The 16246-nt window shown below is 55.8% G+C and carries 16 protein-coding genes; 6 read left to right on the forward strand and 10 right to left on the reverse strand.

The features are described from left to right. Positions 1-23: 23 nt before the first annotated feature. Positions 24-1310 carry an MFS transporter gene (locus tag TH468_RS17920; RefSeq protein ID WP_139834755.1) on the reverse strand — a complete coding sequence of 429 codons (1287 nt, stop codon included), beginning with the start codon at positions 1308-1310 and terminating at the stop codon, positions 24-26. Positions 1311-1448: 138 nt separating this feature from the next. On the opposite strand from TH468_RS17920, the gene TH468_RS17925 reads away from it, so the two are divergent. The 3 genes from TH468_RS17925 to TH468_RS17935 all read left to right on the forward strand — a co-directional run bounded on the left by TH468_RS17925 (position 1449) and on the right by TH468_RS17935 (position 3764). Continuing rightward, positions 1449-2240 carry a helix-turn-helix domain-containing protein gene (locus tag TH468_RS17925; protein ID WP_085645909.1) on the forward strand — a complete coding sequence of 264 codons (792 nt, stop codon included), beginning with the start codon at positions 1449-1451 and terminating at the stop codon, positions 2238-2240. A 14-nt stretch (positions 2241-2254) separates the two neighbouring features. Continuing rightward, positions 2255-2614 (forward strand): GFA family protein, encoded by a 360-nt coding sequence (locus tag TH468_RS17930; protein WP_085645910.1) that lies wholly within the window; start codon positions 2255-2257, stop codon positions 2612-2614. Positions 2615-2834: 220 nt separating this feature from the next. Then, complete coding sequence (locus tag TH468_RS17935; protein WP_246832378.1) at positions 2835-3764, forward strand: DMT family transporter; 930 nt, start codon at positions 2835-2837, stop codon at positions 3762-3764. Between the two features lie 25 nt (positions 3765-3789). Here the strand turns inward: TH468_RS17935 and TH468_RS17940 are convergent, their stop codons facing one another. From TH468_RS17940 to TH468_RS17950, 3 genes are all read right to left on the reverse strand, one after another. Then, positions 3790-4680 carry a ketopantoate reductase family protein gene (locus tag TH468_RS17940; protein ID WP_085645912.1) on the reverse strand — a complete coding sequence of 297 codons (891 nt, stop codon included), beginning with the start codon at positions 4678-4680 and terminating at the stop codon, positions 3790-3792. A gap of 81 nt (positions 4681-4761) precedes the next feature. Next, a complete protein-coding gene (locus TH468_RS17945; RefSeq protein ID WP_085645941.1) occupies positions 4762-5985 on the reverse strand; it encodes a CaiB/BaiF CoA-transferase family protein in 1224 nt (407 codons plus the stop codon). Between the two features lie 75 nt (positions 5986-6060). Continuing rightward, positions 6061-7251, reverse strand: coding sequence for an acyl-CoA dehydrogenase (locus TH468_RS17950; protein ID WP_085645913.1), 1191 nt, complete (start codon positions 7249-7251; stop codon positions 6061-6063). Between the two features lie 224 nt (positions 7252-7475). Here TH468_RS17950 and gcvA point away from each other — a divergent pair, with 224 nt between their 5' ends. Beyond that, complete coding sequence (gene gcvA, locus TH468_RS17955) at positions 7476-8381, forward strand: transcriptional regulator GcvA (RefSeq protein ID WP_085645914.1); 906 nt, start codon at positions 7476-7478, stop codon at positions 8379-8381. A gap of 9 nt (positions 8382-8390) precedes the next feature. Here gcvA and TH468_RS17960 read toward each other — a convergent pair whose 3' ends face one another. The 6 genes from TH468_RS17960 to TH468_RS17985 all read right to left on the reverse strand — a co-directional run bounded on the left by TH468_RS17960 (position 8391) and on the right by TH468_RS17985 (position 14744). Continuing rightward, entirely contained in the window at positions 8391-9836 is a 1446-nt protein-coding gene (locus TH468_RS17960; protein ID WP_085645915.1) for a hypothetical protein, read from the reverse strand. Continuing rightward, positions 9833-10999, reverse strand: coding sequence for a hypothetical protein (locus TH468_RS17965; RefSeq protein WP_085645916.1), 1167 nt, complete (start codon positions 10997-10999; stop codon positions 9833-9835). The genes TH468_RS17960 and TH468_RS17965 overlap by 4 nt, the downstream gene beginning before the upstream one ends. Positions 11000-11294: 295 nt before the next feature. Continuing rightward, on the reverse strand, positions 11295-12452 hold the full coding sequence (locus tag TH468_RS17970) for a homogentisate 1,2-dioxygenase (protein WP_139834756.1): 1158 nt from the start codon (positions 12450-12452) through the stop codon (positions 11295-11297). Between the two features lie 331 nt (positions 12453-12783). Beyond that, a complete protein-coding gene (locus TH468_RS17975; protein ID WP_085645918.1) occupies positions 12784-13080 on the reverse strand; it encodes a putative quinol monooxygenase in 297 nt (98 codons plus the stop codon). 104 nt (positions 13081-13184) lie between these two features. Then, positions 13185-13817 carry a hydrolase gene (locus TH468_RS17980; protein WP_085645919.1) on the reverse strand — a complete coding sequence of 211 codons (633 nt, stop codon included), beginning with the start codon at positions 13815-13817 and terminating at the stop codon, positions 13185-13187. A 273-nt stretch (positions 13818-14090) separates the two neighbouring features. Next, the gene (locus TH468_RS17985; RefSeq protein WP_085645920.1) at positions 14091-14744 is read right to left on the reverse strand and encodes a hydrolase; all 654 of its coding nucleotides are present in this window, start codon (positions 14742-14744) and stop codon (positions 14091-14093) included. 141 nt (positions 14745-14885) lie between these two features. Between TH468_RS17985 and TH468_RS17990 the strand changes: the two genes are divergently transcribed. Continuing rightward, a complete protein-coding gene (locus TH468_RS17990; protein WP_085645921.1) occupies positions 14886-15767 on the forward strand; it encodes a LysR family transcriptional regulator in 882 nt (293 codons plus the stop codon). A 30-nt stretch (positions 15768-15797) separates the two neighbouring features. Next, the gene (locus TH468_RS17995) at positions 15798-16190 is read left to right on the forward strand and encodes a GFA family protein (RefSeq protein WP_085645942.1); all 393 of its coding nucleotides are present in this window, start codon (positions 15798-15800) and stop codon (positions 16188-16190) included. Positions 16191-16246 lie beyond the last annotated feature (56 nt).

A 16246-nucleotide genomic window follows, 5' to 3' on the forward strand; every position in this document is an offset into this window, starting at 1 on the left:
TGCACCAGTTAAGGCGGCTTTTGTTACTCCGCCGGGCGCAGCATCGGTTGATCGGACTTATATCCCATAACCACCTCGTTCCCCGGCTCCGGGTCATCGGGCACATTCAGCGCCAGAACCAGTGACACCAGCGCCATCGCCGCCCCGGCCAAAAACACCGCTGACGGCGAAATCAGCCACAACAACCCGAACGCCACCGGGATGAACACTGCGGCAATATGGTTGATGGTAAAGCTGACACCCGCCGTGGATGAAATGTCGGCCGGATCGGCGATTTTCTGGAAATAGGTTTTGATCGCAATCGCCATCGCAAAGAACAGATGATCAATCACGTAAAGCGCCCCGGCCAGCTTGTCGCTTTCGACAAAGGCATAAGACACAAATACAATGAACAACCCTATATATTCAAATGTCAGGGCCTTGCGTTCGCCCCACTTGCCGATCAGCTTCCCGATCTTGGGGGCCATCACCATATTGATCGCATGGTTCAGAAGGAACAGAAGCGTAATGGTGGCGGCATCATAACCAAACTTCTCGACCATCAGGAACCCGGCAAACACGGTGAAAATCTGGCGGCGTGCCCCGCTCATGAAGGTCAGGGCGTAATAAAGCCAGTACCGTTTACGCAGGATCAGCTTCTTGGTCTGCGGGTGGGCATCGGCAAATTTCGGGAACGCCATCCAGGCAAACAGCGCGGCAATAACCGTCAAGGCCCCGCCAAACAGATAGACATAGCGATATTCGACATCGAGAAGTTCCAGCATCGCCCAGACAATGCCAAACATCACCAGCGACGATAACGACTTCGCCGAAAGCTGCCGGCCCATCACCATCGCGGTGCGGTCCTTTTTCACCCATTGCAACGACAATGCCTGCTGCATGGTTTCAAAATAATGGAACCCGATCGACATCAGAACCGTGGTGCAATAAAGTCCGACAACGGTCGGGAAATAACCCGAAATCGCCACCCCAATCCCCAACACCAGCAGCGAAATCAGGGCAAAGGTCTGTTCACGCAGGATGATGAGGACGAAAATCGCGGTGAAGGCCATAAAACCCGGAATTTCACGCAACGACTGCAAAATCCCGATCTCGCGACCGGTAAAATCCGCTATCTCGACCGAAAAATTGTTTAACAACGCCATCCATGTCGAAAACGACAACGGCATCGCGGCTGCCATGAAAATCAGCAACACTTCCGGGTTGCGCCATCCCTTATGCGCAACAGCCGCACCCGATAGATCGGGATTGCCCGGCACCTCGATAGGCGCCGCATGGGTGCTTGTTTCCGGTGGCAATTTCTTGGACATTTTGTCTCCCCGCACGGTACCGGTGGCAATCGGGGCGCGTGCATTTATATGTTTGGTTGGAATAGCTTCAAACTAGCGTTGCGGCATACGTCTGTCTTGCGATAATCTGCCATCATATATTGCAAACAGGACATTCTCATGGATGAATCACGGGATATCCCGAAATATCCGCAACATTCCCGTCCCCGGCCCGATCATCTGCCGCGTCCGGTTTATGTCCGCATGAGCGACCTTCCCGCCGGATACAGCATCGGCGCACACAGCCACGACTGGCATCAGCTGATTTTTGCCATCGAAGGCACCATGACCGTCACCACCAAAGCCGGCATCTGGGTCGTCCCGCCCCAGCGCGCGGTCTGGGTGCCGCCAGGCGTTGAACATGCCGTCAGTCACGCCACCTTCACCCGTGCGCGCCATATCTATATCGATAAAAATGCCCTGGTCGATTTGCCGGATCGCTGCACGGTGCTGGATGTAAGCCCGCTTCTGCGCGAACTGATCCGGGCTGCGACCGAAATCCCGATTGAATATGACGAAGCCGGTTCGGATGGTCGACTGATCCGCGTGCTGCTTGATCAGCTTAAACCGCCCAGAGACGATAACCTGCATCTGCCTGCCCCCAAGGACCCGCGCCTGGCGCGCATCTGCGAACAATTGCAGGCCAATCCATCGGATAACCGAACCCTTGATGAATGGTCGCGAGATTGCGGCGCATCGTCACGCACGCTGGCCCGCCTGTTTCAACGCGAAACCGGCATGCCGTTTCGCGAGTGGCGGCAAAAGCTGCGTCTGCTTTACGCGCTTGAAAAACTGGCCCATCATCGTCCGGTCACCGAGGTCGCTCTTGATCTCGGTTATGAAAGCACCTCGGCCTTTATCGCGATGTTTCGCAAGGCCACTGGCAAAACGCCGGGTGGGTATTTCCGGTAACGCAGGAAGATGAAATGAGCGAGAAATCATACAATGGCGGCTGCCAGTGCGGTGCGGTGCGTTATCGCGTCGACAAGCTTGATCTGGATAAATCGATCACCTGCAATTGTTCACGCTGCCAGAAACTCGGATCGGTTCTGGCCTTTACCCCGCGCGATAATTTCATACTGAAATCTGGCGGGCAGAACCTGACCGAATATCTTTTCAACGATAAAAAGATCAGTCACCAGTTCTGCAAAACCTGCGGCATCCAAAGCTTTGCCTATGGCCAACTGCCCGACGGCAGCAAAATGGCCGCCATCAATGTCAACTGCCTTGACGATGTCGACCCGCGCAGCCTGACCCCGCATCATGTCGATGGCAAAAGCCACTAATTACCCTCTTCACAATCATCATTCCTGCGGAGGCAGGAATCCAGACGGGTCCGCAGGAAAAGTTGACAAATTGGTGTATCGACTGCGCGCGATCCCTAAAATCGACCACTGAGTTTCGCTCTACCCTGATATGAAAAAAACTCAGTATTTCATACGACTTATTCAGGGTACTGCTTGGGAAGCGGGACATCCTTCCCGCCAAATGCAGGGTAATCCCGAAATGGGCAGTGTATGGTCCGGGATCGGCTTGCGGCTTGCCGCCACCGGTCTGTTTGCAGTGATGAGTTTGTTTGTCCGTCTGGCCTCGTTCGAGGCACCGGTCGGACAAATCATGTTCTGGCGAAGCTCTGTCGCCTTGATCCCCATCATCCTGTATCTGATGTGGCGACGCCAGTTTCCGCGCGGCCTTCGCACCGCCCGGCCGTTCGGGCACCTGAAACGCAGCACCTTCGGCCTTGTGTCGATGTTCTTTTCGTTCCTGTCGCTGGCCTATCTGCCGCTTGCCCTTGCGACGGCTCTTGGCTTTCTCGCCCCGCTTCTCGTCCTACCGGTTGCGATGATCATGTTGCGCGAAAAGCCGGGCATAGCCGTCTTTGCCGCGACCTTTGCCGGTTTTGGCGGGGTGTTCCTGATGCTGTGGCCAACATTCTCGACACCGGGGATCGATACCGGCGTTCTGATTGGCATCGGGGCGGGTCTTGCCATGGCGGTCACCACCGCCTTTGCCAAGGTGCAGATCAAGGCCCTGACCAGCACGGAATCCGCAGGCACCATCGCATTTTATTTTGCCGTGATCTGCTCGCTTGGCGGGTTGCTGACCCTGCCGTTTGGCTGGGCCGATCCATCGCCTGAAATCCTGATGTGGCTGATCGGGGCCGGGTTGACCGGCGGTCTTGCCCATATCTTCATGACAGAGGCACTGGCACGTGCGCCGGCCTCGACATTAGCGGCCTTCGAATATACCGCAATGATCTGGGCGCTGTTGCTGGATGTTACGGTGTTTGGTCTGTTGCCTGAACCGGTTTCCCTGTTTGGTGCCTTCCTGATCGTGTTGGCAGCCGCCATTGTGATGTTTGGGGACAAGCTCGGTGTGCCCGTTCCCAAACCCGATATCACAGCCGCTCAGGCACAGAGCAAGCCGGGGGAATAGCCCCCGGCCAATTACGAAGCCCGGATCAGTCCCGGCTTTCGCGCAATTTGGTCATTGCATGCAGGGCAAGATTGGTGGGGGTTGGAATGCCAAGTTCCGCCCCCTTGCGCACGATATAGCCGTTCAGGAAATCGATCTCGCTGGTTTTGCCCCGCGCCAGATCCTGTGCGGTGGATGAATATTGCCCCGGCATGGTTTCGGCGATCTTTTCAATCGCACCCCAGACGTCACCGGGCACCGTCACCCCGCATCCCTTGGCCACAGCAAGGCATTCATCTACCGCATTGCGCATGACATCCCAAATGCCTTCCCCCTGAACCAGACGGCCATAGGGCATCTGCGATATTGCGGATAACGCGTTATAGGCACAGTTCAAGATCATCTTGGCCCAAAGCGCACCTTCGGCATTATCCGAAATCTCGACCGGGATATGCGCCGGGCGCAGCGTTTCGGCAACTTTGTCGCTTTGCTCAGACTGCCCGATTACCAGTTCGCCGCGGCCATGATGTTTGACATGACCTGGCCCTTCCATGCTGGTCGCGACATAGACCACCGTCGGGATCACCGGCATGCCGATCACGGCAGATAACCGTTCGGCATTATCAACCCCGTTCTGAAGACTCATGACGATGGTATCAGGGGTCAGAAACGGCTTAATCTGTGCCCCGGCATCGCTGGTATCGGTCGATTTGACACAGAACAGAACCAGACCTGCACCGGCAATCGCGCTGGCGTCCGAACTGGCGCTCATTTCGATATACTGCTGTGTTCCGCCAAATTCCAAAAGCAGTCCGTCGCGATTGACAGCATCAACATGGGCAGGCCGCCCGATCAGGGTGACATCATGCCCGGCACGCGCCAACATCGCCCCGTAATAACAGCCAACAGCCCCTGCGCCCATCACCGCGATTTTCATGTCCGATATCCTGCATTGAATGAATGTTGCTGCCGATACCTTTTCATATCGGCGGCCATTCTGCCAAGCAGGAAGGTGGCATCAGATAATCCCGGCTTCGCGCAATTTGGCAATCTGCCCGTCGCTAAGGTCCGCAACCTTGCGCAGGATTTCATCGCTATGCTGGCCCAGCATCGGCGGGGCGGTTTCACCGGCAATCGGTGTTTTGGAAAATTTGATCGGGTTGGCAACCGTCGGCACCTTGCCCGCCGTCGGATGATCAAGGTACCGCACCGTATCGCGATGTTTGACCTGCGGGTTATCAAACACCCGATCCAGCGTATTGATAGGGCCACACGGCACATTGGCCGTTTCCAGAATGGCAATCCAGTCGTCGGTGGTTTTCATCACCATCGCCTGACGGATTTGCGGCACCAGCGTTTCGCGGTTTGCCACCCGTGACCGGTTGGTGGCATATCGTGCGTCATCGGGCAAATGCCCGATCCCCGCGACATTGCAGAAGCTTCTGAACTGGCTGTCATTGCCGACCGCAAGGATGATGTAACCATCCGCCGTCGGGAACGCTTCATAGGGCACGATATTGGGATGCGCATTACCAAGCCTCCCCGGAGCCTTCCCGGTTGTCAGGAAATTCATCGCCTGATTGGCAAGGATCGCGGTCTGCACATCCAGCAATGCCAGATCGACATGCTGTCCCTCGCCGGTGGCATCACGGTGACGCAGGGCTGCCAGAATACCAATCGTCGCATAAAGCCCGGTAAAGATATCGGCAACCGCCACCCCGACCTTCATCGGCTGCCCACCCGATTCCTGATCCGGGGCACCGGTGATGCTCATAAGCCCGCCCATCGCCTGGATCATGAAATCATAACCCGGCCGGTCCTTGTATGGGCCATCCTGCCCGAAGCCGGTAATCGAACAATAAACGATCTTGGGATTGATTTCCGATAGTGATGCATAATCCAGCCGGTATTTGGCAAGGCCACCGACCTTGAAATTCTCGATCACCACGTCGCATTCGGCGGCAAGTTTATGCAGGATTTCCTGCCCCTCGAACTTGGTCATATCAATCGTCAGCGACTTTTTGCCGCGATTGGCCGACAGGTAATAGGCCGCCTCGCTGGTATCGTTACCTGTAACGTCCTTAGCATAGGGCGGGCCCCAACCGCGCGTGTCGTCGCCCGCACCCGGACGTTCGATCTTGATCACCTCGGCACCCATATCGGCCAATGTCTGACTGGCCCAAGGCCCCGCCAAGACACGCGAAAGATCAAGCACACGAAGTCCAGAAAGCGCGCTGGTCATCATTCCATCCCGGGATCGTCGTCAAAAAGGAAAAAGGGCGACACCAAAGATCGGTGCCGCCCGTAATCGAAGTCCTCAGCCCTCGGCGCTGAACGCCTGAATGCCGGTCTGGGCACGGCCAAGGATCAGGGCATGCACATCATGCGTACCTTCATAGGTATTGACCGCTTCAAGATTCATCACATGGCGGATGACATGGAATTCATCGGCAATGCCGTTGCCGCCATGCATGTCACGGGCAACACGCGCGATATCAAGCGCCTTGCCACAGTTATTACGCTTCATCAGGGAAATGGCTTCCGGTGCGACTTTTTCTGCATCCAGCAAACGGCCCAGTTGAAGCGCCCCCTGAAGACCAAGGGTGATTTCGGTCTGCATGTTCGCCAGTTTCAGCTGGATCAGCTGATTGGCGGCCAGCGGACGACCGAACTGTTTGCGGTCAAGGGTATATTGACGTGCCGCATGCCAGCAGAATTCAGCAGCCCCCATCGCCCCCCATGCAATGCCGTAACGTGCCTTGTTCAGACAACCGAACGGCCCGCCAAGGCCCTTGGCATTGGGCAGCATGTTTTCCGTCGGGACAAAGACGTTATCCATCACGATCTCGCCAGTGATCGACGCACGCAGCGAAAACTTGCCTTCGATCTTTGGCGCGCTCAGGCCCTTCATGCCTTTTTCAAGGATGAAACCGCGAATGACACCTTCGTCATCCTTACCCCAGACGACAAATACATCGGCGATCGGGCTGTTGGTGATCCACATTTTCGATCCCGACAGGGTGAAACCACCGTCGGCCTTGCGGGCACGGGTTTTCATGCCGCCCGGATCGGACCCGTGATCCGGCTCGGTCAAACCAAAACAGCCAACCCATTCACCGGTTGCCAGTTTCGGAAGGTATTTCTTGCGCTGTTCCTCGCTGCCATAGGCATAGATCGGATGCATCACAAGCGAGCTTTGAACCGACATCGCCGAACGATAGCCGCTATCGACGCGTTCGACTTCGCGCGCGACAAGACCATAGGCCACATGGTTGACACCCGGTCCGCCGTATTCTTCGGGGATGGTTGGGCCAAGCAGGCCAAGTTCGCCCATCTCGGTCATGATTTCGCGATGGAAAATCTCGTGCCGGTTGGCTTCGAGAACACGGGTCTGCAGGTTTTCCTGACAATAGGCGCGCGCCGCGTCACGGATCATGCGTTCTTCTTCGCTCAGCTGATCTTCAATCAGCAGCGGGTCTTCCCAGTGAAAAGGTGCGCGGCCTGCCATCGTCCTGATCCCTTATGAAATTTTTAAAACCAAAGCAGGGATGACGCCATAGAAGGGCGAGACGGCATCATCCCTGAAAGCTTATCGCTTCTAGGCTAAAGCTAGGCATTGGCAGACGCGCTTGCAAATGATAAATCGGATATAGTTTATGCATAAAAATCATAAACTATCCACAAGAAGCCCAGATAAAGCGCAAATATAGCCATATTTCGAGCAATCAGATCATGAGCCGCCGCATTCCGAGCCTGAAAGCACTCAGTTGCTTTGAACAGACCGCCCGATTTGGCAGCGCATCACGCGCTGCCGAGGAGCTTTACCTGACGCAAAGTGCCGTCAGCCGCCAGATACAGGGGCTTGAAGACTGGCTGGGTTGTAAACTGTTTGCCCGCCAGAAGCAGCGCCTCGTTCTGACAGTCGAAGGCGAAAGCTATTTGCAGGCAATCCGACCGGCGCTGGATCAGCTGGAAACCGCCACCCTGACATTCCTGTCTGGCGGAGCCGAGGGCGGGGTTCTGACCATTGCCGCCCCGCCGACTTTCGGGTCACGCTGCCTGATCCCGTTGCTGCCCGATTTTCGCGGCCGCCATCCCGATATCGTCATCAATTTCATTTCGCGCATCGGCATTCCCGATTTTGACCGCGAGCAGATTGATATTGCGGTGCTGTTTGGCGATGGAAACTGGCCGGGACTGGATGCGCATTTGCTGCATGGCGAGGAAATGGTCCCGATCTGCAGCCCGAAGCTGATCGAGAATCTGGATTACTCACCAAAACCAAATAATCTTCGTGATTATTCACTTTTACACATAGCAACCCGCCCCCGCGGATGGAGCGACTGGCTGGCCGCCAGTGACCTTACCGATATTGATGGGGAAAACGGTCCGAAGTTCGAACATTTCACCATGGCGATGCAAGCCGCCATCGCAGGCCTTGGGGTGGCGTTGCTGCCGACATTCGCGATTGAGGATGAATTGGCCAATGGCCGGATTGTCGCACCGTTTGGTCCGCCGCGCGCGAGCCCGTTCCATTACTACGCCACCAACCCGATCGGCCGGTCACGCAACCCAAAAATCCGGGCTTTCATGACCTGGCTTGATCAGCGCAAAAAACAGGAAGAACTGACAGAATAAAAGGCAGGCTCAACTTGCCTTTCTGCCCTCAAGCGCACGCAGCGCATTCATGCCGCGACGGCGCAGAAGATCGGCTTCTTCGGGGCCATCGATGATTTCAAGCAGCCGGACAATCGCCATCATGTTGCGCTGGGCATTATCCAGTTCGTCGGCATCAAGCCGCCCCATGCCATCCACCCCGGCACGCCCGATCTGGTTGAGCTTTTTCTTGAGCTCCACCACCGCCTTTGTCGCCGAACTTTGCGCGGCCAGAACATGCGAAATGCGCGCGGTTTCGGCAATCGCCTCGGCTGATTGTTCGGCGGCCAGAACCTTTTCCTCGTCAAACGGCTGAGCAAAAATCGGACGCACACCCTGACGGCCGGAACCCGGGCCCTGCTTGGTTTCGATCTGTGGCAGGGCATCGATGATGCGATCAGGGCTGGCGCCAAACATGGTATTGGCCATCGCCTTGGACACCCGACGACGCGTTTCCAGAAGCTTCTCGCCCCAGCGACCATCCTTGCGGATGTTAAATTCACGCGTGATGCGGGTAAATTCCGACGCATACCAGCGCGCAAGCGACAGGATGTGATGTTCGCCCTTGCCCGCACCGACCCCCTGTTCGATCTCGATCACGGTTTCCGCCAGAAGATCAATGATCAGATCACCGGTGGTCGCGAGATTGGTGCTGGAAATCGTTCGGTCATCGGCCTTGCTTGATAGCACGCGGATCAGCTTGAAAAGTTCGCTCGGGCGCAGCAGCCGGGCCAGAACAGCCAAAAGGTAAACCGGCTCGTATCCCGGTTTTTCTTCGGAAATTTCAACAAACCGGTCGCGCAGCCAACTGATATCGGCCGTGCCCAGACTTCTGATCGGAGCCGATGGGAACCGTTTGCGCATCGCAGTGATTTCTTCGCCAACATTCAGGATTTTGCCGATCTGCTCGAATGCGGGAAGATGGCTGCGCGAACCAAGCCGCGTTGCCAAGGCGCGTTCCGTCTTGACCCCGTTCAGCGAATTTTCGATCTCCCGCGCAATGCACACCGACGCCAGCTTCCACATCCGGCGTTCTGCCTGTTCAAGCATATCCTGATCACGTTTGGCCGCCGCCTTTTCGATATCGGCAATCGCCTTGGTCATTTCAGGGCCGCCCGTGGCCTCGACCACCTTCCAGATCGGCATCAGTGATGAACGGCTGATACGGATACTTTTCTCGACCGGTGGCGCCGAAGTCAGCAGATCTTCGAAAGGATCGCAGAACTGGCGCATCGGCGTAGGATAGCGTTCAGGTTTCAGCGACGCCAGACGCGGGCGCAGGATTTGCAAAATCTGTTCATGCGGCAGCGGCAGCTTGGGATCGGCGCGGTCACTTTCGATTGCGCGGGTAAAGCGGGCAATTTCCGAACTGCTCAGCGATTCAAACAGATCACCAAGCTGGGACACTCCCATATTTGCGGCATTTTCAACCTTCACGCCGACTGCCTCCGGAACCGCTCCAGCCGGTCGACCATGTCGGCGTCAATTTCACCACTTCCCAGTTTGCGCAACTCGGACGCCCACAGCATCTGGTTAACACGCACATCGACCCAGAATTCATATTCAATTTTCTCTAGCGCCTCAATTGGCAGAACCGGCGCGAAACTTGCGATTTCCTCGACAATCTCGCGCTGCCGTACCCGATCATGTTGCGGACGCGACCGCCACAGATCAATCAGCTCCTGCCACCCGTCAAGCACCCACCACAAGCGGTCAATATGCTTTTGCATATCTTCCTTGGCCTTGGCCCAGTCTTGCAGGACCTTGCCCAGTTCATTGTTCCACAAATCAATCTTGCGCAGCAACCGCAAGGCATGGTCCTTGGTGGCGCTGGCGGCATTGATCACGCGTGTCGCCATAAAGCGGAAATCGGATTGTTCGGAAATCGACCATTCCTCGACATCGCCAGCAAGTTTCTGCAAGCCGAAGGTCAAATGACGCAGCGGCCCTTCGCAACCCTCTATCGCAAGACCTACCGGCGCGCTCAGGATGCTCCAGTCGCCCAGGGTATCGATGATCGAATCATTTTCCAAACCGGTCGATGTCGCAAAACGGTTCAGCGCCTTGCGTGCCCTGATCTGACCATCCATGGTCAGCAGGTCTTCACGCTTCATGTCCTGAACGTCATTACCGCCAAGCTGGCGCAGCGCCTGATAGAGCAGCGTCAGTTGCCCCAGTTCACGTGCGGCCTTTTCGTCCTTGTTGCCGGTAATCCCGGCACGGGCCAGCGCAACACCACCAACACCGGTCACCGCCACCGCGCGCGCATGTTCGCGCACCAGTTCCGGGGTGAATTTTTCAAGTGTGATCAACCGGTCAAACAGCATCCGGTCATGAACCGACAGATCAAAAACCTCGCGCAGGGTTTCAAGTGGCATTTCATAGGTGCCAAGCCCGCCCGAAAGCCCCGGAAGACTGACAAGCGTGCGACCGCTTTGGCCGATCAATACGCGCGAATAGCGCAAGCTTTTGGTCGTGAATGGTGTCCGCACGCCGCGCGACGCAAAAGATGCGGGCAAACAGGACAAGGCATCGGGCTGCCCTGCACCGATTTTGGGGGAACTACCTGCCCCTTTATTTGCAAGCTGCTGTCTGGTCATTCTCGGCTTTGATCAACCCATCCCGACTAATCTATTCTTCGGTCCATCTGCTTTTGGCCTTTCGCGCTCTCAGCTCACGCCATCCGTACCGCTGCCAAGCTTATACTAACGCGCAGGTCAGTCCACGACAAAGGAACCGGTTTTGCGAACTTGCAGGTTACCGGGACAAGCTGATGAAACCCTTAACGCTTCGGATAGGTCAAACAGGCCGGAAGATCAATGCTCAATAACCGCAAAGGTGCAGAAACCCGCCCCAAAACAACTTTTGCCCCTGCGTCCGGGGTCAGATCGAACATCAAAGTGTTTCCTTCGCCTTTTCCCAGGTATTGACATAAGCCTTCCATTCCGCGCCATCGGGGATGCTTTCATCGATATTGACCATTTCGGCACAGTCGATCATCACCGCCACCTCGTCGGTTTCAACCGGCACCTTGATCATGGTTTTCTGATAGGAACACGGATGCGGACCATGCGGGAAACCGCTGGGGTGGAAGGTAGCCATACCGGGCTTGATATTGCCCCGGCTGTAAAACTCGCCCCGGTGATAGAAGATGAACTCGTCGTAATCCTCGTTCGAATGATAAAACGGCACACGCAAAGTACCGGACTGCCCTTCGCCAATTTTAGGCACAAAGGTACTAACGGCAAAACGGTTGGCGACAAAGGTGCTGTGCGCGGCGGGCGGCACCGGCTGGCCCGGTTGGCGGTCCTGTCGCAAGTCGCGCCAGTTCAACCTTACGACACTCAGGTCGCCCTGCCAGCCCACCGCATCCAGCGGATTATAGGGATAGGTCAGGGTCGAAATTGCATTGCGACGCTTGATGTGAATTTCCCAATAGGCTTCGTCCTGCTGGGCACGGAATCTGTCATCAAGTCGCGGCACTTCGAAACTGGTAGGGTTGATCGACGGATGACCTGCCGACTGGGTGTCGTTTGGCAGGCCAAAGGCATCGTTAGTGGCCTCGATAAACAGGAATTCGGACGGATCGGTTGCCTCAAACCGCCAGGCCGTGCCGCGCGGCAGCAAGATGTAATCCCCATCACGATAGGGCATGTGGCCGTAATCGCAATAAAGCGCGCCGCTGCCATTGTGAACAAAGGCCAGCGTATCACCATCGGCGTTACGCGCCAGCGCATGCATTTTACCATCCAGCCGCCAGTAACGGACTTCCATCACCGCATTATGCAGAATGCGGCGCGCCTGCAAGGGGCAATCCGGCCCGGCAGCAAGTTTGTTCAGATCAAAGGCACGCGGTCGAAGTGGCCCTTCGAATGATGCCCACCCTGCGGGGGGATGTTTGTGATAAATATGGGCCGATGGCCCAAGGAACCCGTTGCGTCCTATTTCGCGTTCATGAACGGTAACGGATGGGGAATTTGTTGAACCTGCGGCATTCTTAGACGCTGCAACACAATTGCCTTCGCTGTTCGGAAGACGAATCCAGTTCTTCACCTGACACCTCCCGGCCGGATCGGCCATATAAAAGGGCTTGTCGGATTTGCCCGTTATGTAAGGATATGTGCAGGTCAGCAGACCTTTTCAAGCCGGGTATACATTTGGAAAAGAACAACTTTCAGATGTGGCCTGCGATATCTGCTGCTTTCCATCAAAAGGGGAAACATCAATTCCCCCGTTCCGATATCCGAACCGGGTGGCAGCGAAGGCAATGATGAAAGCAGCCAGGCGCTATCCGACGGAATATTGACGTCGTTGATGTGGCAACAACGTCAAATGCACGATGCTTTCACACCTGTTGCCACCATTCGGACGGGGCAAAGTGGTCTCAGACGACCCGTTTTAACAGGCGTGCGAATTCCGTTTTTTCGACATTGCGCACACCATTAGCGTGAAAGTGCTGAATGTGGGGACCCTGTTCGTGATGTTTGCTACGTGCTTCCATCGACTCCCATTCTTCAACGAACACAAAGCATCCGGGCTCGTCCCGATCTTCAAACAGATCATAGCGGATATTGCCGTCTTCTTTGCGCGATGGTTCGACGATTTCCGCCAGATCGCGACGCAGTTCGTCCTCTTTTCCCGCCTTGGCCTTCAGCCCGACGACGATAAACAGGTTGCTCATTTACTGATTTTCTCCTTGATCGAATGGCGACGAACAGGTTTCTGGTCGCCGCCATCGTGTGCCAACCGTTTTTGACAGATGCCTTAACAGACGCTTTGGCCTATTTATTTCTCGGTCGCCTTTTCGACGTTGAAACCGTCAAAATTGTCAAAAACGCCCATGAAACCGGGGACCGTTGCCTCGCGCGCCCAGTCCCGCTGGAGTTCGCAATACATCTGCACACGGCTGATAAGCTTCACCCCGGCCTGCTCCATACGACGAAGTGCAGCTTCGTGGGCAGCAAGCGACGTACCGCCAACCGCATCGACCGGCACGTAAACTTCGTAGCCTTCCTGAATTGCATCAAGTGCCGGGAAGGTCAGGCATGCCTCGGTCCAAAGGGCGGTCATGATCAGTTTGGGACGCCCGATTTCCTTGACGGCTTCCTTGAACCCTGTGTCCTCCCAGCTGTTGATCGAGGTACGATCATAGGTCGGCAAATGCCCAAGCACGTCCTGAAGTTCCTGAATCGGTGGCTTGTTACGGCCGGTTTCGACATTGACGGTCGAATGAATGATCGGCAGGTCGTAATTGACCGCGGCCTTGGCAACACTGGTGATGTTGAAGACCAGTTCTTCGCGGGGCATCGAACGGATCGAAGATACCTGGATCGGCTGATAATCAATGACGATCAGGGCCGAATTTTGTGGTGTCAGAAGTTGGTCGGTATGGGGATTACGGATTTTCTCGCTTGCCATCTGGCAGGTCCTTTCCTTGGTTAAAAACGCGCTTCTGTTTGGGCAAAGCCCGCTTTTGGTGAATGGGGTAGCGCGCACCCCCTTCACGATTTCGGCAGATTGCAGCCATGACTGCGGGCGTGGTCCTGCCAATCGATGGCCAGCGGAATGAAGTTCAATGCGTCGGTAATGCCCGTTAAACTGATCACTGGTCAGGCAGAGGAAGCAAAAGTGGGGATGACGAAACAGGCCAAAAGCCAGCTTTGCGGGGGCATTCGTCATCCCCGCCCCGGATCAGCCCCGGGTGCCTGTCACCGGCGTGTTAAGCAATTGCTGTTCCCACAGGAAAGCACTACCGCTTGCGCCGGCGTGGTCCTTGAGTATCTCTGCCAGCTCGACAATATGTTCGGCCCGGGCCCAGTCGCGTTGCCATTCGGATGCAACGGCCAGCCAGGTCATCATATTTGCCCCGGCAGCAATCATGCGCTGGATCGCGACCTGATGTGCCTCGACCGAAACACCGCCACAGGCATCGGTCACCACAGTCACGTCCCAGCCTTCGCCAAGGGCCTGTATGGTTGGCATCGCGACACAGACTTCGGTCCAAAGGCCGGCAATGATCAGCTGCTTGCGCCCGGTTTCCTTGACCGCATCGACCACTTTCTGATCCTGCCAGGAGTTGATCAATGTCCGATCAATGATTTCTTGCCCGGGGAAGACATCGGTAATCTGCGGGAAAAGACGACCGCCTTGGGCGGCAATCACGGTTGTCAGAATGGTTGGCACACCAAACGCCTTGGCAACTTTTGACAACCCTGCTGTATTGTTGATGACCATATGGGGATCGTGACTGTTCAGGTTTGCAAGCTGATAGGGCTGGTGATCGATAAGAACGAGTACCGAATCTTCGGGGCGAAGAAGTGAATCAAGGCCATTGCGAAAAGTCATGATGATCCTTTGCTGACATCTTGAAGATGGTTTACCGAAAGGCTTCTTTTCGGTTGCTGCGCTGCCGAAACTGTCATACCGGTCAGGGTTGCACTACCGACCAAGTTTGCTACGCTGTGTCGCAAAATCAGGAACGCTAAATTGGATTTAGATGATTTACAGACTTTTGTAGAAGTTGCTGATGCTGGTGGTGTTTCACCTGCCGCACGGCGACTGGGCGTGTCCAAATCTGTCGTCAGTCGGCGGCTGATCCGGCTTGAAGCCGAACTGGGTATCCAGCTTCTGACGCGCACAACACGCGGGGCTTCTTTGACCGAGGCCGGGGTCGTTTTCCGGGATCATGCGGCCAAAGCCTGGGCCGAAATCAACGAAGCAAGAGAAACCCTGCTGCCAACCGGTCAGCTGTGCGGTCTTCTGCGGGTTTCACTGCCGCTTTCCTTTGGTCCCGATCACTTCGCGCCGATACTGTCGCAAATGGCGCAGCGCTATCCCTTGATGCATATCCATACCTGTTACAGCGATCAGTTCGTCGATCTGATCGCCGGTGGATTTGATTGTGCAATACGACTTGGTCACCTAGCGGACTCCAACCTGATCGCACGACGTGTCGGGCCGCTTTATGGAACGGTTGTTGCCAGCCCCGATTACATCAAGGCCCATGGCGCCCCCGAGACACCTGAAGAACTACAATCCCATCAGGCCCTTCTGAAAGGCAACGAAGGGTGGAAACTAATGGATGGTGAAAAGACCATCACCGTTCGCCCGCAAGGCAGGTTCAAGGCAGATAATGGAACGGCACTTGTCGCCGCCGCACTTGCCGGGCTTGGTATCGCATGTCTTCCTGACGGTTTGATACGTCATCATATTGAATCGGGCGCGCTGGTTCCCGTCATGCAACGCTATCCCATTCCACCTGCGGGCATTTTTGTTGTCCGCCCGCCATCACAGCATCCCGACCGGAAAGTTCGCGCTTTGACCGAATTGCTGATCGAACATTTTGGATCAGACTCGTCCATCGCCTGAATGCAACAGGCCGCAGCAAAGGAGAAACCAATGGATAAAATCACCGGTGGTTGTCTGTGTGGCAAAGTACGACTTTTGGCATCGGGAAAACCGTACCGGGTTGGCCTGTGTCATTGCCTTGATTGCCGGAAACATCATGGCACGCTTTTTCATGCGTCTGCGGTTTATCCCGAGGATGCGGTAACGGTCGAAGGTGACGTGCGGGATTATCAGGGGCGTTATTTCTGCCCGACCTGCGGATCATCGGTTTTCGGACATAGCGGGGACGAGATCGAGGTCAATCTGGGCGCACTGGACGCACCCGATCAGTTAAAGCCCACCTACGAGCTTTGGACCATCCGCCGCGAAAACTGGCTGCCGGAATTTCCACTTGCGAAACACTATGAGCGGGATCGCGAGGGTACGGGGCGTTCGGAAGAATAAAGCAAAAGAAAATGGTGCGCCCGACGATTCGAACCTGTGGCCCCCAGATTAGGAAT

The organism is Thalassospira sp. MCCC 1A03138, from assembly GCF_002115785.1.
GTDB lineage: Bacteria > Pseudomonadota > Alphaproteobacteria > Rhodospirillales > Thalassospiraceae > Thalassospira.